At 63.8% G+C, this 23302-nt stretch carries 23 protein-coding genes and 1 tRNA gene; 15 read left to right on the top strand and 9 right to left on the bottom strand.

What is annotated here, in order from left to right:
- The first annotated feature begins 51 nt into the window (after nucleotides 1-51).
- Both C2I19_RS00615 and C2I19_RS00610 read left to right on the top strand, forming a co-directional pair.
- Complete coding sequence (locus C2I19_RS00615) at nucleotides 52-1035, top strand: Tim44 domain-containing protein (protein WP_103900795.1); 984 nt, start codon at nucleotides 52-54, stop codon at nucleotides 1033-1035.
- Nucleotides 1036-1202: 167 nt separating this feature from the next.
- The gene (locus C2I19_RS00610) at nucleotides 1203-2405 is read left to right on the top strand and encodes a sensor domain-containing phosphodiesterase (protein WP_103900794.1); all 1203 of its coding nucleotides are present in this window, start codon (nucleotides 1203-1205) and stop codon (nucleotides 2403-2405) included.
- A 66-nt stretch (nucleotides 2406-2471) separates the two neighbouring features.
- Here C2I19_RS00610 and C2I19_RS00605 read toward each other — a convergent pair whose 3' ends face one another.
- Genes C2I19_RS00605 through C2I19_RS00590 form a run of 4 tightly spaced genes read right to left on the bottom strand, consistent with a single transcriptional unit; the run spans nucleotide 2472 to nucleotide 5157 of the window.
- Complete coding sequence (locus C2I19_RS00605; protein ID WP_103900793.1) at nucleotides 2472-3059, bottom strand: BON domain-containing protein; 588 nt, start codon at nucleotides 3057-3059, stop codon at nucleotides 2472-2474.
- Between the two features lies 1 nt (nucleotide 3060).
- Nucleotides 3061-3651, bottom strand: a complete 591-nt coding sequence (locus C2I19_RS00600) for a phosphoheptose isomerase (RefSeq protein WP_103900792.1) — start codon at nucleotides 3649-3651, stop codon at nucleotides 3061-3063.
- Between the two features lie 22 nt (nucleotides 3652-3673).
- Nucleotides 3674-4012: a YraN family protein gene (locus C2I19_RS00595; protein WP_103900791.1), complete on the bottom strand. Its 339-nt coding sequence runs from the start codon at nucleotides 4010-4012 to the stop codon at nucleotides 3674-3676.
- Complete coding sequence (locus tag C2I19_RS00590) at nucleotides 4009-5157, bottom strand: penicillin-binding protein activator (protein ID WP_103900790.1); 1149 nt, start codon at nucleotides 5155-5157, stop codon at nucleotides 4009-4011. Before C2I19_RS00590 ends, C2I19_RS00595 begins: the two co-directional genes overlap by 4 nt.
- Nucleotides 5158-5217: 60 nt before the next feature.
- Here C2I19_RS00590 and rsmI point away from each other — a divergent pair, with 60 nt between their 5' ends.
- From rsmI to C2I19_RS00570, 4 genes are all read left to right on the top strand, one after another.
- Entirely contained in the window at nucleotides 5218-6048 is an 831-nt protein-coding gene (gene rsmI / locus C2I19_RS00585; RefSeq protein ID WP_103900789.1) for a 16S rRNA (cytidine(1402)-2'-O)-methyltransferase, read from the top strand.
- 57 nt (nucleotides 6049-6105) lie between these two features.
- Nucleotides 6106-6190 (top strand) — tRNA-Leu (locus C2I19_RS00580).
- A gap of 120 nt (nucleotides 6191-6310) precedes the next feature.
- Complete coding sequence (locus C2I19_RS00575) at nucleotides 6311-6706, top strand: hypothetical protein (RefSeq protein WP_199181034.1); 396 nt, start codon at nucleotides 6311-6313, stop codon at nucleotides 6704-6706.
- A gap of 891 nt (nucleotides 6707-7597) precedes the next feature.
- Complete coding sequence (locus C2I19_RS00570) at nucleotides 7598-8530, top strand: S1 family peptidase (RefSeq protein WP_103900788.1); 933 nt, start codon at nucleotides 7598-7600, stop codon at nucleotides 8528-8530.
- 51 nt (nucleotides 8531-8581) lie between these two features.
- Here C2I19_RS00570 and C2I19_RS21640 read toward each other — a convergent pair whose 3' ends face one another.
- The 3 genes from C2I19_RS21640 to C2I19_RS00560 form a co-directional block, all read right to left on the bottom strand.
- Nucleotides 8582-8884, bottom strand: coding sequence for a hypothetical protein (locus C2I19_RS21640; protein WP_146056707.1), 303 nt, complete (start codon nucleotides 8882-8884; stop codon nucleotides 8582-8584).
- 160 nt (nucleotides 8885-9044) lie between these two features.
- On the bottom strand, nucleotides 9045-9326 hold the full coding sequence (locus C2I19_RS00565) for a DUF3761 domain-containing protein (RefSeq protein WP_103900787.1): 282 nt from the start codon (nucleotides 9324-9326) through the stop codon (nucleotides 9045-9047).
- A 454-nt stretch (nucleotides 9327-9780) separates the two neighbouring features.
- A complete protein-coding gene (locus tag C2I19_RS00560) occupies nucleotides 9781-10575 on the bottom strand; it encodes an alpha/beta hydrolase family protein (RefSeq protein ID WP_158253599.1) in 795 nt (264 codons plus the stop codon).
- A gap of 311 nt (nucleotides 10576-10886) precedes the next feature.
- Between C2I19_RS00560 and C2I19_RS00555 the strand changes: the two genes are divergently transcribed.
- Complete coding sequence (locus C2I19_RS00555; RefSeq protein WP_103900785.1) at nucleotides 10887-11546, top strand: hypothetical protein; 660 nt, start codon at nucleotides 10887-10889, stop codon at nucleotides 11544-11546.
- On the opposite strand, the gene C2I19_RS00550 is transcribed toward C2I19_RS00555, so the two are convergent.
- On the bottom strand, nucleotides 11449-12930 hold the full coding sequence (locus C2I19_RS00550; protein ID WP_103900784.1) for an adenosine deaminase family protein: 1482 nt from the start codon (nucleotides 12928-12930) through the stop codon (nucleotides 11449-11451). The two genes, C2I19_RS00555 and C2I19_RS00550, sit on opposite strands and share 98 nt — an antisense overlap.
- Before the next feature lie 532 nt (nucleotides 12931-13462).
- Between C2I19_RS00550 and C2I19_RS00545 the strand changes: the two genes are divergently transcribed.
- A complete protein-coding gene (locus C2I19_RS00545) occupies nucleotides 13463-13822 on the top strand; it encodes an NADH-quinone oxidoreductase subunit A (protein ID WP_103900783.1) in 360 nt (119 codons plus the stop codon).
- A gap of 77 nt (nucleotides 13823-13899) precedes the next feature.
- On the opposite strand, the gene C2I19_RS00540 is transcribed toward C2I19_RS00545, so the two are convergent.
- On the bottom strand, nucleotides 13900-14589 hold the full coding sequence (locus tag C2I19_RS00540) for a magnesium transporter (protein ID WP_146056706.1): 690 nt from the start codon (nucleotides 14587-14589) through the stop codon (nucleotides 13900-13902).
- A 1178-nt stretch (nucleotides 14590-15767) separates the two neighbouring features.
- Between C2I19_RS00540 and C2I19_RS00530 the strand changes: the two genes are divergently transcribed.
- The 7 genes from C2I19_RS00530 to C2I19_RS00500 all read left to right on the top strand — a co-directional run bounded on the left by C2I19_RS00530 (nucleotide 15768) and on the right by C2I19_RS00500 (nucleotide 22816).
- The gene (locus tag C2I19_RS00530; protein WP_103900780.1) at nucleotides 15768-16685 is read left to right on the top strand and encodes a bestrophin family protein; all 918 of its coding nucleotides are present in this window, start codon (nucleotides 15768-15770) and stop codon (nucleotides 16683-16685) included.
- Between the two features lie 66 nt (nucleotides 16686-16751).
- Nucleotides 16752-18494: an ABC transporter ATP-binding protein gene (locus tag C2I19_RS00525; protein WP_103900779.1), complete on the top strand. Its 1743-nt coding sequence runs from the start codon at nucleotides 16752-16754 to the stop codon at nucleotides 18492-18494.
- On the top strand, nucleotides 18484-20250 hold the full coding sequence (locus C2I19_RS00520; RefSeq protein WP_103900778.1) for an ABC transporter ATP-binding protein: 1767 nt from the start codon (nucleotides 18484-18486) through the stop codon (nucleotides 20248-20250). Before C2I19_RS00525 ends, C2I19_RS00520 begins: the two co-directional genes overlap by 11 nt.
- Nucleotides 20247-20774, top strand: coding sequence for a P-loop nucleotide/nucleoside kinase family protein (locus C2I19_RS00515; RefSeq protein ID WP_199181033.1), 528 nt, complete (start codon nucleotides 20247-20249; stop codon nucleotides 20772-20774). The genes C2I19_RS00520 and C2I19_RS00515 overlap by 4 nt, the downstream gene beginning before the upstream one ends.
- Entirely contained in the window at nucleotides 20771-21310 is a 540-nt protein-coding gene (locus tag C2I19_RS00510) for an NUDIX domain-containing protein (RefSeq protein ID WP_103900777.1), read from the top strand. Before C2I19_RS00515 ends, C2I19_RS00510 begins: the two co-directional genes overlap by 4 nt.
- 34 nt (nucleotides 21311-21344) lie before the next feature.
- Complete coding sequence (locus tag C2I19_RS00505) at nucleotides 21345-22028, top strand: hypothetical protein (protein ID WP_103900776.1); 684 nt, start codon at nucleotides 21345-21347, stop codon at nucleotides 22026-22028.
- Nucleotides 22028-22816, top strand: a complete 789-nt coding sequence (locus tag C2I19_RS00500; protein WP_103900775.1) for a TatD family hydrolase — start codon at nucleotides 22028-22030, stop codon at nucleotides 22814-22816. The genes C2I19_RS00505 and C2I19_RS00500 overlap by 1 nt, the downstream gene beginning before the upstream one ends.
- Nucleotides 22817-23302 lie beyond the last annotated feature (486 nt).

Below are 23302 nucleotides of genomic sequence, written 5' to 3'. Positions count from 1 at the left end.
CGCATCTTCCCGGTCCTACCCGGGCAACTCAAACCACTCAGGACAAAGAAAATGACCACTCGCGCGAAGACGATCGTACTCGCCTTCACCCTGGTTTCCGTGTTGGCGACACCATTTGCCGAGGCCGCGCGCCTGGGCAAGGGCAAGAGCGCAGGCATGCAGCGCTCCACGCCCACCCGCAGCTATCAGCCGAGCACCCCGGCGCCGGCGCAACACGCGCCCGCCCCGGCAGCCGCTCCGGCGCCCACCCAAGCCCAACCGCAGAAGAGCGGCCCGGGCCTCGGCACCGCGCTGGCGGCAGGCGCCGCAGGCGCCGCAGCCGGCTATATGCTGGGCTCCGCGGGCAGCGACAAGCAGCACGCGGCACAACAGGCCGCCCCGCAGGATGGCGCCGCCGCCGCGGCTCCGGCGCAGCAACAGAAGGAAAGCGGCATGCCGTGGGGCATGCTGGCCCTGCTGGGCCTGCTGCTGGCGGGCGGCTTCATGTTCTTCCGCCGCAAGGCCGGCAATCCTGCCGCCAACGCGCCTCAACCGGCAGGCATGCCGCAGGGCATGGCCCAGCAGGCTGGCGGTTTCGAACCGATCCCCAAGATCGGCTCCGGCATGAACGGCGGCGCCAGTCAGCAAGGCTTCGGCGGCGGCGTCAACGCCCCGGCCGCGCCGATGACCCGCCTGCCGGACGGCACCGAGACCCCGCACTTCCTGCGCCAGGCCAAGGCCACCTTCCTGCATCTGCAAAACCTGAACACGCCGGACAGCATGGAGGAAGTGCGCAAGTACATGACGCCGGACCTGTTCAACGCGCTGCTGGGCGACATCGCCGCCAACAGCGGCGTGGCGGACTTCCCGCAGCTGGATTGCCAGCTGGCGGACGCCACTCTCGAGAACGGCCGCTACGTGGCCAGCGTGCGCTTCTCCGGCCAGGTGAGCGAGGAAGTCGGCTCGCCGGTGGTGCCGTTCAGCGAGATCTGGCACTACATCAAGGACGACAGCACCGGCGGCCGCTGGCTGGTGGCCGGCATCCAGCAAGACTGACGGCAAGCGCGCCGGCCTGTTGCTTTCCCGGCGCGCTTAACACTCGTTCACGACGGGCCTTCGGGCCCGTTTTTTATTTTCACACCGATGCACTAAACTGGAATGCCGATTGCTTTCGCAACGGGGACGGGTCGCCATAAGAACCCGAAGACTGGAGACCGTACGCGATGACAGCATTCGAGCACGCCGGCCTGAAAATCGGCAGCCATTTTCAGCCCATCTACAGCCTGGCGCATAGGCGCAGCATAGGCGTGGAGGCGCTGTTGCGAGCCGAACAGGGCGACACCGCGCTCACCCCGGCCGAAGCCTTCTACACCGCCGTCTCTCCCGAGCAGCGCCACCAGTTGGACCTGGCCGTCAGCCTGGCCCACATTCAGCGCTTCCGCGAATTGACGTTTGAACAACCGCGCTGGCTGTTCCTGAACATAGACGCCGCCTCGCTGTCGCGGCCGGACCGCGCCATGGCCCTGGTCAACGCCATCCGCCAGGCCGGACTGGAGCCGCACCACGTGGTGCTGGAGGTGCTGGAGCACGTGCTGGAGGTAGACGAGGCGCTGCTGGAAGGCGTGCACCTGTTGAAGAACAACGGCTTCATGATCGCGATAGACGATTTCGGCGTCGGCCACTCCAATCTGGAGCGGGTATGCCAGCTTGAGCCGTCCATGGTGAAGTTCGACCGCCAGCTGCTGCGCAACGCCATCAATCAGCCGCGCAGCCGCAGCCTGCTGTCGCGATTGGTGCGACTGATGCACGAAATTGGTGCATTGGTGGTGGTGGAAGGCATCGAAACCGAGCGCGATGTGCTGGTGGCGATGGATTCCGGCTGCGACCTGATCCAGGGCTTTTTCATCGCCCGTCCGGCGGAGCAGCCGGAAGTCGACAACATCATCACGCCCAAACTCGACGAACGCTGGGACGAGCTGATGGCGCACGCGCTGCTCAAGCGCAAGCTGACGCGCCGCCAGATCGAACTGGCCCGCCAGAGCTTCGTGCAAAGCGCCATTTCGCTGATGCAGGGCACGCCGTTCGACCTGGCGGCCAAACCCATGCTGTCGCTGCCGGACGTGATCCGCTGCTTCCTGCTGAACAGCGAAGGCAGGCAGATAGGCCGCAACCTGAACAACCGCCAGGCCTCCGCCACGCCGGACCCGCGTTACGCCCCGCTGGCCGACACCACCGGCGCGGTGTGGTCGCGCCGCAGCTATTTCCAGCACGCGGTGGACCAGCCCGGCGTGCTGTACATGAGCGAGCCCTACCTGTCCATGACGGATCCGCGCTCCTGCGTGACCATGTCGATGGCGATAGAGATAGACGAATGCATGCACGTGCTGTGCGCCGACCTGCTGGTGCCGCAAAGCGACATCAACTGAGCCTGGCGGCGCAGGACAAAAAAACAAGCGGCCGCGCGGCCGCTTGTTTTTTGCCCGGACAACGCCTTACTGCGCCGGCGTCACGTCCTGGATGTATTCGAACAGCGTCACCACCTTTTGCACGCCCGCGGTCTGGCTGACCACCTGGGCCGCCGCAGCGCCTTCCGGCTGCGTCACCAGGCCCAGCATGTAGACCGCGCCGCGCTCGGTCACCACCTTGACGTCATTCGGATTGTAACCCTTGCCTTCCAACAGCCGCGCGCGGACCTTGCTGGTGATCCAGGTGTCGTTGCTGCGCTCGGCCAGGCTAGACGCCGGCCCCACCGTCAGATAGTTATAGACGCGGCGCACATTGGGAATGCCGCGCACCACCAGTTCCGCCTGCTGGCGCGCCTCCTCGGACGAGGCCTCGCCCGTCAGCAGCACCGCGCGGTTGAAGCTGGTGCGGTTGACATGGGACGACGGCAGCCGGCTGGCGATCTGCTCGCCGGACTTCAGCTCTATGCCCTGATCGTCCACGTAAGCGCCGCTGGTGCGCCTATCCGACGCCACCAGCGCGCCGCCGGCCGCGCCTGCCGCCACCAGACCCACGCAGCCGCTCAGGCCGCTCATCACGCCTGCCGCCAGCAGCAGCGTCAATACGGTTCGTTTCATTTCATTCCCCTCCCAGCAGCATGCAGTCTATGGCGTCGCACAAGGCGTGAATCAGCAGGATGTGCGTCTCCTGAATGCGGCAGGTCCGCAGCGAAGGCACATTCAAGTGCATATCCTCCGGCGACAGGATTTCCGTGATCTTGCCGCCGTCACCGCCGGTCAGCGCGATCACGCTCATGCCGCGCTCGTGCGCCGCGTAGATCGCCTCTATCACGTTGGCGGAATTGCCTGAGGTGGAAATCGCCAGCAAGAGGTCGTTGGTATGGCCCAGCGCCCGCACCTGCTTGGAAAACACCATGTCGAAATCGTAGTCGTTGCCGATGGCAGTCAGCGCGGAGGTGTCGGTGGCCAGCGAAATCGCCGCCAGGCCCGGCCGCTCCTTCTCGAAGCGTCCCACCATCTCGGCCGCGAAATGCTGGGCGTCGGCGGCGGAACCGCCGTTGCCGCAGGCCAGAATCTTGCCCTCGTTCATCAGGCAGGTCACCATGCGCTCGGCAGCCACCGCCACGCCGGGCGACAGCAACTCCATCGCCTCCTGCTTAACGGCTATGCTTTCCAGAAAATGGCCGTTGACCCGGTCAATCAGATCCATTGGGGAATCCCCTTCTCAACAATTACTGCGTAAACACGTTCTTCAGCCACTGCGGCGCCTCGGCGCCCACGCTGACCACCGCGTCGAAGCGGCAGGGCGAATCAATATTGTGGCTGGCTAGATAGACTTCCGCCGCCAGCAGCAGTTTCCGCTGCTTGCCCGCGGTGATGCTGTCGGCCGCGCCGCCAAAGCGGCTGCCGCCGCGATGGCGCACCTCGACGAACACCAGTTCGGCGCCGTCGCGCATGATCAGGTCGATTTCGCCGCCGCGGCAATGCCAGTTGCGCGCCACCAGTTTCAGGCCGCGCTTTTGCAGCAGCGCCAGCGCGCGGTCTTCGGCGTCGCGCCCGGCCTGGTTCATTGCAGCGCGTTGCCGCCCATCACGCCGGCCGGCAGCTGGCGTTCGAACACGCGGTCGCGGCCCAGCTTCAAGTCGCCGGTGACGCCGTCCAGCTTCACCGCCGCGCCGGAACGCCCCCCGGCCAGCAGCACCGCCAGCCGGTAGGCATCAATGCCCAGCGCGTACAGGCGCTCGGTTTGCGGCGTCAGCGGCGTCGTCGGCCGCGGATAGCGCTGCACCGCCGGATGGCCCGGCATCAGCAGCCAGGGCATGTCGATGAAACGCACGCCGGCCAAGCCCGGCTGATTGCCGCCAGCGTTCAGCTGCGAGGTGCCGTACACCGGCACGTCCTGAGTCAGCGCGGATTTCAGCTTGACCGCCTGCGCCGCATCCAGCGCCAGGGCCACGCCGTCCGCTTGCCCCGCGGCCTCCAGCAGCGCGGTCATGTCGCCGGCGTCGAAAGCGAGTTGTCGCGCCGGCCTGCCGGACAGCGTACGCCATTCCTCGGCGAAAGCCTTGCCCAGACGCTGCGACAGGGCGTCGCCGCCCACCACCAGCAGCGGATTGACGCGGCCGTCGTCGCGCATCAGCCGCGCCAACTGCCGCGCCTCGCCCTCCACCGTCAGAGACAGCGAAAACAGCTTGGGATTGGCCGCAGCCTGCTTGTCTATCGAATTCAGCGCGAGCGTGGGCACAGTCACCGCCGGCGCCAGCTGTACGATGGCGCCGCGCGACAGCGGCCCGATCACCACGTTGACGCCGTCCGCCACTGCCGCGCGGTAGCGCGCCACCACGTTGTCGGTGGTGGCGTCCACGCTGATCAGCTCGGCGTTCTGATCCACCTGGGCCGCGGCTTCCACGCCGCTGCGCACCACGGCGGCGGCCTCGCCCAGCTCGGAGGATTCATTCGGCAGGATCACGCCTATGCGCAGCTTGCCGCGGCCGCCGGCCGGCTGCGCGGCGCGCGCGTCTGACGCGGCATCGCCCGCCGCCTTGGGGGCGCTCGCCGCGATCAATGGCGCCAGCCGCGGCGGCTGGCCGGGCTGCTGCAGCGCGCGCATCGGCGCGCCGTTGCTTTGGATGATATAGTCTGCGGTTTGGGCCATGGCCGGCGTGAACCACGTCAGCGCCATGCCAACCAACAACAGCGGAGTCAGTCTTTGCATACCTCGTTCGCCCACCTTATCGATGCCGCCAGGGATAGTTTCTGTAGCGGGACATTATATGTGGTGGCCACGCCCATTGGAAATTTAGCCGACATCAGCGCCCGCGCGCTGGCGGCGTTCGCGGCCGCCGATGTGGTATGCGCCGAAGACACCCGCGTCACCGGCCAGCTTTTGTCCGCCTACGGCATCCGCGCCAAACGCCTGGTCAGCCTGCGCGAGCACAACGAGCGCGGCATGGCCGAACAAGTGACGCGCTGGCTGGCGGAAGGCCAAATCGTGGTCCAGGTATCCGACGCCGGCACCCCGGCTGTGTCCGACCCCGGCGCGCGGCTGGTGGAGGCGGTTCGCGCCGCCGGCCACCCGGTGCGCCCGCTGCCCGGCGCCAGCGCCGTGATCGCCGCGCTGTCCGCCTGCGGCTTCACCGCGCCCACCTTTTTATTCCACGGCTTCCTGCCGCCGAAGAGCGGCGAGCGCCGCCGAACCTTGCAGCAATGGCTGTCCGCCCCCCACCTCACCGTCTGCTACGAGGCGCCGCACCGCATCGTGGACGCGCTGGAAGACATCGTGGCGGAATTGGGCGGCGAACGCCGGGTGATGATCGCGCGCGAACTGACCAAAACCTTTGAAACCTTCCAGGCGCTGCCGGCGGCAGAACTGCTGGAGTGGGTAAAAGCCGACAGCAACCAGCAACGCGGCGAAATCGCCCTGATCCTGGACGCCGCCCCGGCCGTGGAAGCCGACGCCGACGCCCCGCCGGCCGAAGCGCTGCGCGTGCTGCAAATCCTGGCCGCCGAGCTGCCCACCAAACAAGCGGCCACGCTGGCCGCCCAGATCAGCGGCGCCAACCGCAAGCAACTGTACGACCACGCGCTGAAACTTAAGAAAGACTGAGCGCCAACTATTTACAAGCGCTTGGCGCGAGGTTAATATCCGTATCTCGCAGATGTCGCCCGGGTGGCGAAATCGGTAGACGCAGGGGATTCAAAATCCCCCGCCGCAAGGCGTGTCGGTTCGAGTCCGACCCCGGGCACCACAAGACATCATGCAAAGCAATCACCGCACGGCGCAAGTCCTGCGGTTTTTTGTTGTCCATTGCCACTCCGCCTCATTCAGTCAACTCCGCTACAAGTCCATTGAAAACCTGCTGGCGGAAATGAGCAGACACAGCGTTGACACCGACGGCAGCCGCCTGCCCTGGGTGTGGATCATGGAAATCCTGCTGTCCGAGCTGGAGGCCCGGCGCTACGACTACCCGCACTGCTGGGACCGGGTGAAGCATGCCGACGGCCACACCGAGATGGCGCTGTTCATCCGGCCCAACCATGTAATGGACCATCTCTCCACCGCGCCGCATCTGCGCGCCAAGTTCGACGCGCTGCCGATAAAGACCGGCCGCATCTTCAAGAATCAGCTGCTGCAAAGCCCGGTAGTGCTGGCCGACGGCGTCGAGAAGACCATCCACGGCCGCCGCCAGGGCCATCTGACCGCCATCAGCCTGCCGCAGTTGGAAAAGCTGGGCCTCTACGCCGCGCCGGACGTCCAGCCCTAAGCCCAAACCTGCCCGCCCTTCCCCTCGACAGCCCGCCTTGTGTGGGCTGTCACGCTTTGCCCCGCTGAAACTGCGCACAGTAAACCCTTCCCTGCACCAAATATGACATTGACACGAGCAAGCCAGCGAGAACGGCCGGAAATCGCCGGTTTCCGCGCCATTGGGTATGGGAGGATGTGAAAAAATTCCGTGGATTGACCCCTTCACCAAAGCTAAGTCATTGATTGTTGAGAACAACCCATCCACGGTTTGCCCTCTGAAATCCACGGTTTCCCCTCCCACTTCCACGGTTTGCCCCGATTCTTCCACATCGTAGTTTTACGGATTCTCTTCATTTCTTCTCTTCTTCTTTTATAAAAAACAAAGAGATAGAGAAGGAAAGCAGTGAAAAAGGAAGCAAGGGGCCATCCACGGTTTCAGAGCGCTGCTTAAAAAAGCATCCACGGGTTTGCCGGCTGATGTGGTGGAAATGGTGGATTCGCCCTTCCCTTCATCGCATTGATTTTATTGAGGTTTCTGGAGCATCCACGGAATCGGGGGGAGAGGTGGTGGACAAACCGTGGATGAAAATCTATTACAGGACAATGACTTAGGGGCCAATCCACGGTTTTGGGGGGATTTTAGGTGTGTGTGTCTGGCCGGGCTGCGGAGAAGACGCGGTTTACAATCGACTGTTAACGACCATAACCGGTCACTGCACATTTGCCCGGCAGCAGACATCCTACCTGTCCAGCCGTCTTTCTGGCATTCGTATTACTGGAGATGTTATACGTACCCAGCAGGCCGGCTTACTTGCTCGGCGAATAATTTCAAACACATAATAGAAACCTGCATATCAATACATAGACAGATCCGACGGGTCCGTCCAATAACTGTTAGGCGCTAACGTCAATGTCGGAGTTCATCCATCCCATCGCGCAACTCGTGCATAGCACAGTCCGGATTGAGTGCACGGATTTGGAAAATAGAACCTCCTCTGGTTCTGGCTACATTTTTGTGTTTTGTGAGGCAGACGGAAAAGGAATTCCCTGCGTAGTGACAAACAAGCATGTCGTCGAGGGCGCGACCCGAGGAACCTTTCATTTAACGCTGAAGAAGAAAGACGGCACTCCTGATCTTGGGAACTACGAGGCTGTAGTCCTCAACGACTTAGGCAAATATTGCGTCCCCCACCCAATAGATGCGATAGATTTAGCTGCCTTCCCTATCGGCTCAATCTTGAACAGCGCAAGCAAGGCCGGGCGCGCATACCACTTTGTACCCCTTGGTAAAAACGTGCTAGCAAGCAATGATCTTCTGGAGTCCTTACCTCCGATGGAGGAGATCGTAATGATTGGCTACCCTAACGGACTCTGGGATCAGCTTCACAACTTGCCAATAATCAGGAAGGGAATTACGGCAACACATCCCAAGCTGAAGCTGAACGGGAAACCTGAATTCCTCATTGATGCAGCCTGCTTCCCTGGCTCATCAGGATCCCCCGTATTCTTGGCAAACATTGGGAGCTATGTGAGTCTGGACGGCACGCTACACACAGGTACCCGAGTAGCATTGCTTGGAACTCTGTATGCTGGTCCTCAGCACACCACAACCGGCGAAATAGTGGTGGTTGACGTTCCTACGGACACGAAACCGATAGCGGTAGGACATATCCCGAACAACCTTGGCTACGTCATTCAAGCGAGTGAGCTTCTAGTACTCGAAGAAGCAGTAAGGAAAGCTCTCGAACCAACTCCGGCGGTACCGCGAAATGCGCAGTGCCCCTGCGGGAGCGGGAAAAGATACAAGCAGTGTTGTGGCGCACTGAATGAAGCCTTGCGATGAGTGCTTGGTGCTGATATCTCACTCCAGCAGATTCACCTAAAATCTGTGAAGTCAATTGACATCAAATGTTAACCGACTGCTTTTTAAATCCTCGAACGGCAGCATTGAATCTAAACCTGCCATTTCAGAATGTGTATATTTTTGCGTATAGACGCATTTTTCACATCGTGAAAAATAAAATAATAACAACGACTTAACAAATCTTTTCGATAGAGACTCTGGCAACGAAAAATAACCGCACGGCGCAGGCCCTGCGGTTTTTTTGTTGTTCATTTGCGGAACCATCCGTCCAACCCGAGTTTTGTAAGCCCTGCTCCAACAGCCAACGGCTGCTGCGGTCTGGCTGCTTTGCATTCGGTGGCACGCCAAAGCGGTGCAATGCCCGGCAGAAAGGCGGTTGCAGCGACAGGTTTCTGGCCGGGTATTGCACCCTACGCTTACGATATACGTCCGCCATCCAACAGGTAGGCACCCTACGGCGCGGGAATCTCAATGTAAGGAAGGCCTCACGATCTTAGAGCCAGGATGCGACGCCGCCATGGTGTGAACAGGTGCCTCTGCGATGCGTGCTGAAGCTGTAGGTGCCGTCGCCGCACTGGGCGGATGCGCCGGCCGGAGCCTTGCCGGTTTTAGAGTGCGCCGGGCTATGCACGGCCTGGCCATCCGAATTTTGGTAGCGGCCATGCTCTAGCAATTGGGACTCGTTTGGGGTGTTGCTATAGGAGTGGCTGGGTTTCTTGGCGAAAACAGGCTGAAATGCCAATGCTGCTGCGAGGGCGAGGACGGCGAGGCGCATGCAATTTCCTTTTCTGCTCGAGAAATGTCAAGTGCATTTTACGTATTTTTACCAGTTCTCGCACACCTGATTCTGACACTGCGCAGCCTCCTGGACGCGAGACTCGGCCGCGGCCTCATCCATGCTGCCGGGCATCGCACTGATTGGCTGTGCGGAACTGCCGTTACAGCGAGATGGGCGGCGTGATGGAAATCAACAGGCTGCCGCCACGCTGATTTCCCCGCAGCCCTTGGTCCCCACGCAGCATCAACGCCCCATCTTACGCAAAACCGCCCCCGCGCCTTGAACCGGGCGGAGCGCGGGTTCAGGACCATAGCTTGAGCTAAACCACGCGAAGCCCAACGTTTACCGCGCAATGCAGCTTATGAAGGCATCGCCCACACTGCGCACCCGCGCGCGGTAAGCCATGCCCGATAAACGCCAGCAGCCAGCCCGAATGCGCTAAGCGCGCTAGCTACTCGTCTGTGGACTCTCCCTCCAACGCGGCGGATAACCACTCGCGCACCGCGTCATGCGCGCTGCTGGCTGGATCCAGAAAGGCCATGTGGCTGGAATCCGGCAGCTCCAGCAGCCTGATGGAATCGCCCGCGGCGCGGGCTGCGGCGGCGTAGGTCCGCGACATCTCAATGGGCACGGCATCGTCATCGATGGCGTGAACCAGCAACTGAGGAATGCCGAGCGGCAGGAGGCGCAAGGGCGAGGCGGCGGCGTAGCTTTCCGGCCGTTCCTCCGGCGTAGCGCCCAACAGCGCTTGAGCCGCGCCTCGGCCCAGCCCTAGCCGATGGGCGGCCTGCAAGTCGCTGACCGGCGCCTCGCCCGCCACCGCGCGGACGCGCACCCCTTTCAGCGCTTGCGCCGCCGCCCACAAAGCCAGATGGCCGCCAGCCGAATGGCCCACCAGCGCAACGCGGTTCAAATCCAGATCCATGCCCTTTCCAGCCAGCTCAGACAGGTATTCGATGCCGCGCAGCGCGTCTTCGCCGGTATTCGGCCACCCTCCCGTCGGCGCGCCTATCCGGCGGTAGCCTAGGTTCCACACGGCAAAGCCGCCAGCAGCCAGGTCTTGCGCGATGGCATGCATCTGCTCGCGGCCATAAGGCATGCGCCAAAAGCCGCCGTGAAACAGACAGACGACGGCGGGATGCGGCTGGTCGGGAAGGTATAGATCGCCGGCCTGCCCCTCATGCGGGCCATAGGACTCGGTAAGAATAAGCGGCGCGGGCGGGCAAGATGCGGCAGCGTGTTTCATAGCGGATGGTTTCCAGAAGCCAGGGCGAAACGGCGGCAGGCAAGGGGCTGCCGCGCATAGCAACATCATGCCATTGCCATTGAGTTTGACAAGCGAGTTGCCATTTCTGGCCTCTTCGCCGGGCCGCGCGGCTTGGCCAAACCGGCCTTGCCCGCCTCCACTTGGCCAGGCTGATTCTTTGCTAGCCTCAATCCCGCTCGCGGCATGGCCGCCTTGTCGCTTGTCCGCATCGCTGAACGCTGTCGCCTTAGCCTCTTGCCGCCGCAGGAGCATGCTGCTTCCCATTCAAACCACCCTTGGGGGAAACCGCGATGCCCTCCTGCATCCTGCCGCCTCGGAAACCGCAGCAGCCGCCTCGCCGCGCCAGCGGCGGCGCGCCCCTTCCGGAAATGCTGCTGCAACGCGTGAACCTCGTTTGCGCGTTAGAACGCTGGCCTGGGCAGGCGCGAGCGGAGTGGCTGGCCGTGCTGAGCCGGCAGCTGGCGCGCGACGGCGTGCCGGCGGCGGAATTGGCGGCGGCGCTGGACGCGCATCTGGCCATCCACGCCTCCGCCCATGCGGCCGACCATGAGGCGTTTGAAGAGAGAGCCGCCATTCTGGAATTCGACGGCGGACTGCCGCGCGCGGAGGCCGAGCTGAAGGCGGCCAGGCGCAATGACTGCCAAGGCTGCCGCCACTGGCGCGGCGAAGCCACGCTGCCGGATGCGCGCCAGCGCGCCGCCATGCTGGTTGGCCTCGCGCCCGCGCGGCTGGGCAACGCGACGGTAGGCGTATGCGCCGCGCGCTACCGGCCATGGCGGGCATCCAATATCGCCGGCGAGGCGGATTATCTGCGCTGGCACTATATAGGCGAGTGCTCGCGCGAGCCCGCCGCTACTTCCCCAGCCGCCGCAGCGCGGCCACCCGCGCTTCGAACTCCGCAAAACGGCCATCCAGCAGCTTCAGCTGCCGCGCCTTGTCCGCCGGGCTGAGGAAGGAATAGCGGATGCTGCGGTATACCGTTTGCTTCAGCTCGTCGTACGATGGCTTGTAGCGGCTGGCATACAACAGGTATTCGTTGCCGATGTCGCTGCGCGACACCCCTTCGTCGTCGGTGGAAATCACAAAGGGCACGCCATAGCGCCGGTACAGCGGCAAGGGATGGGACGCGCCCTCCACGCCCAGGATGAACTGATTGCTGGTGAGGTTGATCTCCACCGCCACGTCGCGCCGCCGCATCTCCGCCAGCAGGCGATCCGCGCCTTCTTCGTGGCTGATGTCTATGCCGTGGCCGATGCGGTTGGCGCCGGCCAGCTCCACCGCCAGCCGGATATGGTCGCGCAGCCCTTCCGGCGGCACCATGCCCAGCACCAGCTCGCCGGCATGCAGCGCCAGCTTCACATCGGGGAAACGCTGCTTCAGGAAATGGATCATCCGCATGTGCAGCGCGTAGTCGCGCATCGCCACGATGCCGTTTTCCGGGCCGACGATGTTCAGGCCCACCACCAGCGGGTTGTCATGCGCCGCGACGAAACCCGCGTACAAGGCGGCGAAGGTGGCTGATGGCGCGTTGTTGCGCGAGACATAGGTCTGGAAGCGCAGCGTGAAGCCGGCATCATCCATGCCCTGGGCGTAGCCGGCCAGCTGTTGCCGGTAATCGCGGATCATCCCCTGGGTGGCGGCATCCGCCGCCAGGCTCGCCAGGGAGCGGCCCAGCGCCTGGTTTATCGCATCCGCCCCGGCATTTGCCGGCAGCGCGTCCAATTCGGCCGCAAGCTTGCCGCTGTCGCCGGACGGCGCGCCGCGCAGCATGGTTTCCAGGTACTGCAGGTTTTCCGCCTTGGCCCGGTCCTTCAACAGCTGCAGCCCCACGCGCGGCGAATAACCGGCCGCCGCGCCGAAATAACCGAAGGTGTCGAAGAACTGCTTGTCCGGCGGCGGCTGGTCATGGCTGTGATTGTAGAAGTCCTTGTCAGACCACACGGTCAGCAAACGGCGATACAAGCCGTTGTCTTCCTTGACCTGCTCCGCGCTCAGGCACTCATTGCCGGGCTGGGGCGCCGCCTGCTGCGGCTTGGTTTCTATCTTCAGCGTCGAGCGGTAGATGCAGTAAGCCTGCTTGTCCACCCACTCCAAATAGGTTTCCACATACAGCGCGCCGGTGTAATGGTGATGCAGGTCGCCGCCTTTGGGCATCATGTTCATCAGCAGGCCCAGCTCCGCCAGCCGCCCGCCGTCCGACGCCAATTGCCGGTAGTAGTCTTGGGTTGCCTGGTAGTTGGCCTGCCGCGCCGCCGGGGCGGCCTCCCCCTGAGCCCATGACGGCAACGTCAGCAGGGCCATCTGCATGCCGATTACAGCCAGTCTCTTCTTCATCGCGGCCTCCACGCGTTCTGCAATCGTCATAACATAGTCTGGCGCGGACGGCGGGGGAAGAAGAATCGGTTTGCGTCAGGATGATATCCATTGAATCCAGGCGAGCTACACGCTGAAACAAAGCGTAACCAAAACAAGACTTTATTCCGGGGAATATCTGCCGATATTAAGTACAGGCAGTACCCGATAGTCTTACCATGGAGAGCAGCCTAGCGGCGAATCCGGAAGCCCATCTTCATCACTGACGACAGCTTAGCGCCATTGCCCGCTACCCTACGCAGATACCCACCAGACCGCGCCCCAGGCCGGGAGCCCTGTAGCTCAGCGACGGTCACGCTGCGAACGATGCGACGAGCGAAGACGCCGGATGGCCGGGAGGCCATCCCTAGCAGGGCCATCTCATACGGTGGCCTTTGTCATGCCAAGCACCTATGCCGTTGCGGTTTTACCAATCGTTTACGACTTTTCACGGCAATTCAAAGCCGTTTTACGGTCTATCCCTGTTTAGCCATTGCAACAGGAATAGAAAGCCATGCTGGAGAATTACTTTCCCATTCTGCTGTTCATCGTGGTGGGCCTCTTGATGGGCGTGCTGCCCATACTGGCCGGCCGCTTCCTTGGCCCAAACCGCCCGGACCCGGAAAAGCTGTCGCCATACGAATGCGGCTTCAACGCCTTCGGCGACGCGCGAAAGCGCTTTGACGTGCGCTACTACCTGGTAGCCATCCTGTTCATCCTGTTCGATCTCGAAGTGGCCTTCATGATTCCATGGGCGGTGACGCTGAAAGACGAGCTGGGCTTGTTCGGTCTGGGGGCGATGGCGGTATTCCTGGGCTTCCTGACCATAGGCTTCATCTATGAATGGAAAAAGGGCGCGCTGCGCTGGGAGTGAGGCCCGCCTGCGCGGAACTATAAAAAAAGCCTGGTGGGGTAACCAGGCTTTTGTTGCGCTTTGCGCGGGGGATGCCGTCACACCAGATTGCCGCCCAGAATCACCATGGCGAAGCCCAGGTAAATCAGCACGCCGACGAAGTCACAAATGCTGGTCAGCATGGGCGAGGACAGGGTGGCCGGGTCCGCGCCGAACTTCTTGGCGGCGAAGGGCAGGACCGCGCCGATGATGGAGCCGGTAATGGTGCAGGCGAACATGGACACGCCCACCACCAGCAGGATGTCGCCGCCCGGGGACTTGGTGAAGTGCGCCATCACCACCTCGGCCAATGCCACTACGCTAGCCAGCATGGTGGCGATCACGATTTCCTTTTTCAGCACCAGGAGCACGTCCTTGACCCGGACCTTCAGGTCTTGCAGCGCGATGGAGCGGATGACCAAGGTGGCCACCTGGCTGGCGGAGTTGCCGCCCATGTCCACGATGGCCGGCAGGAAGGCCGCCAGAATGATGGCCTTGTCCAGCAAATCGGCCTGTCCCGCGATGATGCTGCTGGTCAGAATGCCGAAGGCGGTGAGGATGAGCAGCCACATGGCGCGGACGCGGAAAATGCGCCAGATGCCATCCCGCTTCATATCCAGGTCATTGCCGTCTATCGCGTGGTTGCCGCCGAAATCGGAAATATCGTCTGCCACCTCTTTGACGTAGTCGGCATTGACCCAGCGCATGCCCTGAGCATCGGTCATGTAAATTTTAGTTGCTTGATTCACTTGGCATTCCTTTTCCGAATAGCTATGCGTCTCCAGCGCAGCTTTTCAGCGTGCCGCGCTGGAATTGCGCGCAAATATCCAATCATCTACGAATGGAAATTTAATGATGTATGAGAATTTGTGACGCTCCATTAGCGCGGATCCATCCGATGTCAGACAGGCCTTTAAAATCAAATGCCTGCCGGATTCAAACCGGAAAGAGCTGCTTGCAGGAAGCGCGCGCCCGGACGGTGATCCGCGGCGGAAAGTTTCCGTCATAGCTCCCCATGGCCGGCTTGATGACGCAACCGGTCCCGCAGCCAAGAGCTGCCGCCCGCCTGTACGCGACAGACGCAACGACCCCTCCGCGCTGCGACGGAAAAATCCAAAATGGGGAGAAACAGACGGGACTAGCCGCGCCCACTTTCCAGGCTATGCCGACGGGACAGCCGCGGCCCCGCCGCGACCAAGGTCAGCGGGGCGACGGCTCCGGCCGGCACGGTCGAGGTTCTGGCTCTTCAGACATCGAAATCTCCGTGTGGCGGATCAAGAAAGTGCGCTAGGCGGGCGGTCACAATGGCCGCGCGCCTGGCGCTTCGGTTCAGCAGGAACAGGGTGCGATGCGGCGGGCCATAGGCCGGCCGGCTAAGCCGCCCTGGGGCGGCAATGAGGAAGGACGTGCGGCCTCAGGGGCCGATGACGCCTCACCCTTGCTTGGCAGGATGAGGCAGCAAGAAAATCAGACTGCTCGCATCCCGCAAAGCGACGCGGCGATGGAGGATCGCCTACACCCGTCGTTGTTCATGATGAACCTTTGCTCTGTGGATAACGCGGCAGACTATAGCGGCCATGAGACGGGCAGGCAAACCTTGTAACAATGGTTTTACACTTTTCCCGCACAAACTCATAAAAATCCCAAATAAAGACGAATTTTCATACAAAATATTCCATTGGCACAAACATGCGAAGCCGCCCCTTTCCGTCAAAAATGCCAAACCCATGGGGCAGGACTGCATTCATCGATGGCTCGCCCGGCATGTTCCATCCTCCTCGGCCCTGGAAGCAAGGCCATTGCCACGACGAAAACACCAGCCTGCCAGCGCCGACATGCTCGCTCCAGCGCAAACCGACGGAACAAAGGCCATCTGACGGCGGGCAATTGTGTAACATTCAAGCTTTATGACACTCCACCCTCCGTCATGATCGTCCGCCACATTCCCTCTTGGTTCCGCCTGCTGTTTGTCTGGCATGGCTCGGTGCTGCCGCGCGTCTGGCCGCGCCTGCTCATCGTCTTTTGTGTGGCGCTGCTTGCCGCCGCGCTGCGCCACTGGTGGCTGCAGAGCCTGCATGACTCCTCGCTGAGCATTCCTGCCTTCACCCTCTTGGGCGTATCGCTGGCTATTTTTCTGGGCTTCCGCAACTCGGTCAGCTACGACCGTTTCTGGGAGGCCCGCAAGCTATGGGGCGGTTTATCCATCGCCAGCCGTTCACTGACGCGGCAAATTCTCGCCGCATTGGGCGACGATGCCGACAGCCGCCGCTTCATCAACAACCTGTGCGCATTCTCTTATGCGCTGAAAGGGCAACTGCGCGGCGAGGACGTAGCCGGCCACTTGCGGCGGCTATTGCCGCCGGATGAGCTTAATCGCGTATTGGCCGGGCGTTTCCGTCCGGCGCTGATCCTGGCTTGGCTGGGCCGCGAGGCGCAGCGGCTGCAACGCGAAGGCCGGCTAAGCGAACTGCAATGGCATGCGCTGGACCGCAATCTGAACACGTTGTCGGAAATCCTGGGCGGCTGCGAACGCATCGCGTCCACCCCCATGCCCTTCACCTACCGCGTGCTATTGAACCGCACCGTCACTTTCTATTGCCTGCTGCTGCCGGCTGGCCTGGTCAGCAGCATAGGCTGGCTGACGCCGCCCATCGCCGTCTTCATCGCCTACACCTATTTCGCACTGGAAGAGATCGCCGAGGAGCTGGAAGAGCCGTTCGGCACCGAGGGCAACGACCTGCCGTTGGCCACGCTGTGCCACACCATAGAAAGCTCGCTGCGCGAAATGCAAGGCCTGTCGCTGGACCTGCCGCCGCCGCCGCGCCAAGGCATCTACCTTCATTGAGCCACGGTGGCAATGACAATGGCTTTTCCATAGAATGAACGCCTCCGAACCAAGCCCGCCCCGCCCATGACCCTGTCCCGCCTTTTGCTGAATTTCGTCTCGCGCCACTGGCGCGCCTATATTCTGGCCGCGCTGATGCTGGCCGCGGTGGCGGTCATGACCGTGATGATCCCGCGCCAGGTCGGCCACATCGTGGATGGACTGGTGGCGCGCAAGCTAGCCGGAGACGCGCTGCTCAGGCAGCTGGCCTGGCTGCTGGGCATGGGCGTGGCCATTTATTTCCTGCGCGTGGGCTGGCGGCTGCAGCTGTTTTCCGTGTCCTACCGGCTCGGCGTGGAACTGCGCACCCGGCTCTACAAGCAGCTGTCGCGCCAGGGACCAGGCTTCTTCCAAAGCCAGCGCACCGGGGACTTGATGGCGCTGGCCACCAATGACATAGACTCGGTGGAAATGGCCGCCGGCGAAGCCATGCTGGCCGGTTTCGACGGCGCGCTGTCCCTGGTGCTGGTGCTGGGCATGATGACGCTGGGCGTGGACTGGCGGCTGGCGCTGGCGGCGCTGCTGCCCTTCCCCTTCATGGCCATGGGCTTCTCCCGCATCGCCAAATACATCCACCAGCATTGGGACGAGGCGCTGAAGCGCTTCGGCAAGCTCAACAACCATGTGCAGGAAACGCTGAGCGGCGTGCGCACCTTGCGCGCGCTGGGCCTGGAAGCGCGCAACGACGCCGAGCTGGCAAAGCTGGCCAAGGCCGCCGCCCACAGCAGCTTCGAGGCGCAGCGGGGAGAGGCGGCGTTCGAACCGGTGGTGGGCGTGTCCCTGGTCAGCGCCACCGCCATCGCGCTGACGGTGGGCGGCTACCTGGTATGGCATGGCCAACTGAGCATAGGCGCGCTGACCAGCTTCAATATGTATCTGGTGCAGCTGATCTGGCCGATGTTCGCCGCCGGCTGGGTCTTGTCGCTGCTGCAGCGCGGCTCCGCCGCCTGGCAGCGCCTGCAGCCGGTGCTGGACGCCGCGCCCGACGTGGCCGACGCCGGCGGCCGCGCCGAGCTGCCCCCCGGCTCCCTGCATTTCGACAAGCTGACTTTCCACTACGCGCCGGACGCCGCCGCCGCGCTGCGCCAGGTGTCCATTGACCTGCCGCCGGGCCGCACATTGGGCGTGGTCGGCCCCACCGGCAGCGGCAAATCCACGCTGCTCAAGCTGCTGCTGCGGCAATACCCCTTGCAGCAGGGCAATATCCGCTGGGACGGAGTGGACATCGCCGACTACCGCCTGGCGACGCTGCGCGGCGCCATCAGTTGGGTGCCGCAGGAAGCTTTCCTGTTCTCCGCCACCGTGGCGGAGAACATCGCGCTGGCGCGGCCGGAAGCCAGCCAGGAAGAGATAGAACGCGTGGCGCGGCTGGCGGCGGTGCACGAGGACATCCTGCGTCTGCCCCAGGGCTACCAGACGCCGGTGGGCGAAAAAGGCGTGGCACTGTCCGGCGGACAGCGCCAGCGCGTCGCCATCGCCCGCGCGCTGCTGGCCGACGCCCCCCTGCTGCTGCTGGACGACGCCTTGTCCGCGGTGGACACCCAGACCGAAACGCAAATCCTGCAGCACCTGCGCGAGGCGAGGCGCGGCCGCAGCGTGATCATCGTCAGCCACCGGCTGTCGGCGGTGGCCGACGCCGACCACATCATCGCGCTGCACCACGGCCACATCGCCGAACAAGGCAGCCACGAGCAACTGCTGCAAGGCGATGGCTGGTACGCCAGCCAGTGGCGCTATCAACAACTGGAGGCCAGCCTCGATGCAATCTGACGCTACCCGCACCCAAACCCGCGAAGCCGTCGCGCTGCTGACCGACGCCGCCCGGCCGGACCTGAACCATCTGTGGCGCGGCGGCGGCTGGCTGCTGATCGCCGCCCTGCTGGAGGCTGCCGCGCCCTTGCTTGGCAAGGTCTTCATCGACAGCTACCTGCTGCCGCACCGGCAGGAATGGGGCGCCATCGCCAGCCTGCTGGCCGGCAGCCTGCTGCTGGGCGTGGCCGCCGCCGTGCTGCGCTATCAGCAACTGGTGCGGTTGGCCGGCGTGGCCATGCGCGCCGTGGTGCGGCTGCGCGAACGCGTGTACGGCCACGTCATCCGCCTGCCCATGGCCTTTTTCGACCAGGCCATCACCGGCCAGCTGGTCAGCCGCGTCACCAATGACACCGAGTCGGTCAAGGCCCTGTATGTGCAGGCGCTATTCGTCATCCTCAACAGCAGCATCGTGGTGCTGGGCGCGCTAGCGGCCATGGCCTGGCTGGACTGGCGGCTGATGCTGGTGACGCTGCTGCTGTTCCCGGCCACTTTTCTCATCGTCTGGCTGTACCAGCGGCTGAGCGCGCCGTCGGTGGCGCGCGCCCGCGCCTTGCGCAGCGACATCAACGCGCAGATGGCGGAGTCCATCTCCGGCATCGCCGTGCTGCAGGCCAGCAATGCCGAGCGCCGCTTCATCGGCCGCTTCGACGACACCAATCAGCGCTATTACCAGTCGCGGCTGCGCGAACTGAACGCCAACGCCTGGCTGCTGCGACCGGCGCTGGACCTCTTGAACGTGCTGCTCTTGATCGCGGTGATCTACAGCTATGGCCAGCGCGAGCTGGGCGGCGTGGAAATCGGCGTGCTGTACGCCTTCGTCGGCTACATCGGCCGGGTGGTGGAGCCGCTGATCCAGATCACGCTGCAATTCGGCCAGCTGCAACAAGCCGTGGTGGCGGCCAGCCGCGTCAGCCACCTGCTGCAAGAACCCGCCGCCCAGCAGCCCGACGCGGACGGCGGCATCGCCGCCGGCGCAGTCAGCTTCCGCCAGCTGACCTTCGGCTACCAGCCGGAACACCCGGTGCTGCACGAGCTGTGCCTGGAGATTCCAGCCGGCGGCTTCATCGGCATCGTCGGCCACACCGGCAGCGGCAAATCCACGCTGCTGTCCTTGCTGCTGCGCTTCTACCGGCCGCAGCAGGGTGAGATCCTGATCGACGGCCAGCCGCTCTACGCCATCGGCGACGCCGCCTTCCGCGCCGGCGTGGGCCTGGTGCCGCAGGACCCGTTCCTACTGGCCGCCAGCGCGCGCGAAAACATAGACATGGGCCGCGGCTTGCCACAAGAACGGATAGAGGAAGCCGCCCGCGCGGCCGGCGTGCACGAGCTGATCCTGTCGCTGGAAAACGGCTACGACAGCGATATGGGCGAAAGCGGCGCGCGGCTGTCCAGCGGCCAAAAGCAGCTGATCGCCATCGCCCGCGCCCTGGCCGGCCAGCCGCGCATCCTGCTGCTGGATGAAGCCACCTCGCACATCGACAGCGAGACCGAACAGTTGGTGCAGCAGGCGCTGGCCAAGCTGGCCGGCAAGATCACGCTGATCTCCATCGCCCACCGGCTGTCCACCATACGCGACGCCGACACCATCATCGTGCTGAACCACGGCCGCATCGCCGAAACCGGCGACCACGAGCGGCTGATGCAGCTAGGCGGCATCTACCAGCGGCTGTACCTGCTGCAGCAGATGCAGACGGAAGAAGAGGAAGAGGCGTGAGCGGCTTGCTGATCGCCCTCGGCGGCCTGCCCGGCGCGGGTAAAACCACCATCGCCAGGCTGCTTGCCGGCAAATTGGCCGCAACGCATCTGCGCATCGACACGATAGAGCAGGCGCTGCTGCGCGCCGGCAGCCTCGCCCAGATGGGTCCCGAGGGCTATTTGATCGCCTATGCGCTGGCGGCGGACAATCTGAAGCTCGGCCACATCGTCATCGCGGACTCGGTCAATCCGCTGTCCATCACTCGGGAAGCCTGGCGCGAAACGGCGCAAGAAGCCGGCGCGCGCTTGCTCGAGGTAGAAATCGTCTGTTCGAACGCCACCGAGCATCGGGCCCGGGTCGAGTCTCGCGCTGCCGACATCTCCGGCCACCAGTTGCCGAATTGGAAGGCAGTGGCGGATCGCGGCTATGAAATCTGGGAATCCGCGGATTTACGCATAGACACCACCCTACTCACCGCAGAGCAGGCAGCGGCGCGCATTGTCGGAGAAGTCGAAACTAGATGGCCGGGGTCCGGCGAATGACTGCGGCTCCGCGCGCCGCCATCCGCGCCGAAACGGCCGCCATCGTCCCGCTGGACGCGCTGGAGGCGGAGCACCAGCACGCCGCGCTGGCCTGGATAGACTCCGGCGCGGAGCTGTGGCGGCGGCAAAAACCGGCCACGCCGCCGGTGCATCTGTCGACTTATTTCGCGCTGCTGGACGATGCCGGCATGCTGCTGGTGGACCACATGAATGCCGGCCTATGGCTGCCGCCAGGCGGCCATGTCGATCCGGGCGAGCATCCGCGCGATACCGTGGCGCGCGAGCTGTTCGAGGAGCTAGGGCTCAGCGGCATTGCCGTGCCCGCCGCTTCGTTCATCACGCTCACCGCCGTCGCCGGCCATCACCAGGACGTGACGCTGTGGTACGCGCTGCCGGTTTCGCGAGACCTGCCGCTGCGCCATGACCAGACGGAATTCCGCGAGGCGCGCTGGTTCGACTTCGACCAACTGCCTCATGCCGACAGCGAACCTCATCTGGCGCGCTTCGTCGCCAAACTGGATAAGATAGACATCTGAACGTGGGCTGCGGCCCTTTCACACTGGAGCCTTCATGTCCCGCCCGCTTTATCTCGCCAGCCTGTGCGGCCTGCTGCTGGCATCCCTGCCCTGTCTGGCCGATGACGGCAAGGACCTCGACCTGTCCATCAGCGCGGAGCTGATGACGCGGCAAACGGCCTACGGAAATTCCTCGCGGCTGCAACCCAGCGTGGACTTGCAATATCGCACCCGTTTCGGCGCCCTGTACGTGCAGGACGGCGAAGGCGGCTGGGCATTGCCAGCGCCCGGCGGCTGGATGTCGCTGGGCGTGGCCAGCGAGCCGGCGTGGAGCCTGGGCGGCGGCGTGTCGCAAAGCCTGTCCATCGCGCGCTACGGCTTGGACCTGCCGCGCGATGGCAGCCTGTCCTTCGGCTACGCCAGCCGCATCGGCGACAGCCACCCCGGCCAGCTGCTGGTGGCCAGCCTGGACGCGCCGCTGGGAGACTGGATGGGACAAAAATTCTCCGTGCTGGGCTGGGCCAGCCTGGCCAACCAGAAACGGCGGCTCGGTCTGAACCATAGCGATGACGGCAAAGGCTGGCAGTTGGAGCAAAGCAATCTCTTGCTGGTGATGTCCCACCCCATGGGCCAGCACTGGACGCTGGACCTGGGCACCGGCAGCCGCTGGGCGGCGGAAAACACCGCCAGCCACACCGCCGGTTGGCAAACCCTGCTCGGTTTCACCTGGAAGCTGTGATGCGCTTCGACCCGCTGCCGCCAAAAGACTGTTTGATAGACAGCCACTGCCACTTGGACGCGCCGGAACTGGCGGCCGATGTGGACGGCGTGGTCGCCCGGGCGCAGGCGGCCGGCGTGGGCCAATTGCTGGTGCCGGCTGTGACGGCCGGCAATTTCAGCGATGTGCTGGCGATGCGCGAGCGCTACGGCTGCTGGATCGCCCTCGGCCTGCATCCCATTTATCTCGCGCAGCATCTGGACGATCATCTGGCCCTGCTCGACGCGGCGCTGGCAGCCCATACGCCCGCCGCCGTCGGCGAGATCGGCCTGGATTTCTATCTGCCGGAGCTGGACCCCGCGCGGCAGGAGGCGCTGCTAGTGGAGCAACTGAAACTGGCGCGCAAGCATGGCCTGCCGGTGGTGCTGCATGTGCGGCGTTCGGTGGACCGCGTGCTCAAGCACTTGCGCGAGCAAAAGATAGAAGGCGGCATCGCCCACGCCTTCAACGGCAGCGAGCAACAGGCGCAGGCCTTTATCCGCCAGGGCTTCAAGCTCGGCTTCGGCGGCGCGATGACTTACAGCGGCTCCCGCCGCATCCGCCAGTTGGCGGCCACCCTGCCGCTGTCCAGCCTGGCGCTGGAAACCGACGCGCCGGACATTCGCCCAGAATTCGCGCAGGACGCGCCCAATGAGCCATCGCGGCTGGCGCGCTTCGTCGAAATCTTAGCCGAATTGCGTGGCAGCAATATTGCCGCGTTGCGCCGCGCGCTGCGCCACAACACGCTGGCGGCGCTGGCCTTGGCTTGAGCCCGCCTCGCCAAAACAGGCGGCGCCGCCCCCTCTCCCCAACCCCTCTCCCGCGAGGGGAGAGGGGCTTCGCTGCGGCAGGGCATGGCGCAAACCGGCCTGGGGTGGGTGCGCGCCTGGTTTCAAACCTACGCCCGTGTAACTTTCAAACGCGTAGCGCGGCTTGGCCATGGGCCATACCCACGGTCCGTTTGCCCCGAAGTCGCTCGCGGGCATGGCCTCCGGCCAACCCGCGCTACGGAACTGGCTTGGCCCAGGCCAGACGGAAACAGGCGGCGTCGCCCCCCTCGCCCCAACCCCTCTCCCGCGAGGGGAGAGGGGCTTCCCTGCGGCAAAACATGGCGCAAACCGGCCTGGGGGGTACGCGCCTGGTTTCAAACCTACGCCCCATGTAACTTTCAAACGCGTAGCGCGGCTTGGCCATGGGCCATACCCACGGTCCGTTTGCCCCGAAGTCGCTCGCGGGCATGGCCTCCGGCCAACCCG

The sequence above is a fragment of the Chromobacterium alticapitis genome (assembly GCF_002924365.1).
In the GTDB taxonomy this organism is placed as follows: Bacteria; Pseudomonadota; Gammaproteobacteria; order Burkholderiales; family Chromobacteriaceae; genus Chromobacterium; species Chromobacterium alticapitis.
This window is presented reverse-complemented; position numbering and strand designations above follow the sequence as displayed.

Bases quoted from the DNA above. Each gene is read 5' to 3' on its own strand.
- C2I19_RS00615 (WP_103900795.1), top strand. From the start codon at position 52: ATGACCACTCGCGCGAAGACGATCGTACTCGCCTTCACCCTGGTTTCC.
- C2I19_RS00610 (WP_103900794.1), top strand. From the start codon at position 1,203: ATGACAGCATTCGAGCACGCCGGCCTGAAAATCGGCAGCCATTTTCAG.
- C2I19_RS00605 (WP_103900793.1), bottom strand. From the start codon at position 3,059: ATGAAACGAACCGTATTGACGCTGCTGCTGGCGGCAGGCGTGATGAGC.
- C2I19_RS00600 (WP_103900792.1), bottom strand. From the start codon at position 3,651: ATGGATCTGATTGACCGGGTCAACGGCCATTTTCTGGAAAGCATAGCC.
- C2I19_RS00595 (WP_103900791.1), bottom strand. From the start codon at position 4,012: ATGAACCAGGCCGGGCGCGACGCCGAAGACCGCGCGCTGGCGCTGCTG.
- C2I19_RS00590 (WP_103900790.1), bottom strand. From the start codon at position 5,157: ATGCAAAGACTGACTCCGCTGTTGTTGGTTGGCATGGCGCTGACGTGG.
- C2I19_RS00575 (WP_199181034.1), top strand. From the start codon at position 6,311: ATGAGCAGACACAGCGTTGACACCGACGGCAGCCGCCTGCCCTGGGTG.
- C2I19_RS00570 (WP_103900788.1), top strand. From the start codon at position 7,598: ATGTCGGAGTTCATCCATCCCATCGCGCAACTCGTGCATAGCACAGTC.
- C2I19_RS21640 (WP_146056707.1), bottom strand. From the start codon at position 8,884: ATGCAAAGCAGCCAGACCGCAGCAGCCGTTGGCTGTTGGAGCAGGGCT.
- C2I19_RS00565 (WP_103900787.1), bottom strand. From the start codon at position 9,326: ATGCGCCTCGCCGTCCTCGCCCTCGCAGCAGCATTGGCATTTCAGCCT.
- C2I19_RS00560 (WP_158253599.1), bottom strand. From the start codon at position 10,575: ATGAAACACGCTGCCGCATCTTGCCCGCCCGCGCCGCTTATTCTTACC.
- C2I19_RS00555 (WP_103900785.1), top strand. From the start codon at position 10,887: ATGCCCTCCTGCATCCTGCCGCCTCGGAAACCGCAGCAGCCGCCTCGC.
- C2I19_RS00550 (WP_103900784.1), bottom strand. From the start codon at position 12,930: ATGAAGAAGAGACTGGCTGTAATCGGCATGCAGATGGCCCTGCTGACG.
- C2I19_RS00545 (WP_103900783.1), top strand. From the start codon at position 13,463: ATGCTGGAGAATTACTTTCCCATTCTGCTGTTCATCGTGGTGGGCCTC.
- C2I19_RS00530 (WP_103900780.1), top strand. From the start codon at position 15,768: ATGATCGTCCGCCACATTCCCTCTTGGTTCCGCCTGCTGTTTGTCTGG.
- C2I19_RS00525 (WP_103900779.1), top strand. From the start codon at position 16,752: ATGACCCTGTCCCGCCTTTTGCTGAATTTCGTCTCGCGCCACTGGCGC.
- C2I19_RS00520 (WP_103900778.1), top strand. From the start codon at position 18,484: ATGCAATCTGACGCTACCCGCACCCAAACCCGCGAAGCCGTCGCGCTG.
- C2I19_RS00510 (WP_103900777.1), top strand. From the start codon at position 20,771: ATGACTGCGGCTCCGCGCGCCGCCATCCGCGCCGAAACGGCCGCCATC.
- C2I19_RS00505 (WP_103900776.1), top strand. From the start codon at position 21,345: ATGTCCCGCCCGCTTTATCTCGCCAGCCTGTGCGGCCTGCTGCTGGCA.
- C2I19_RS00500 (WP_103900775.1), top strand. From the start codon at position 22,028: ATGCGCTTCGACCCGCTGCCGCCAAAAGACTGTTTGATAGACAGCCAC.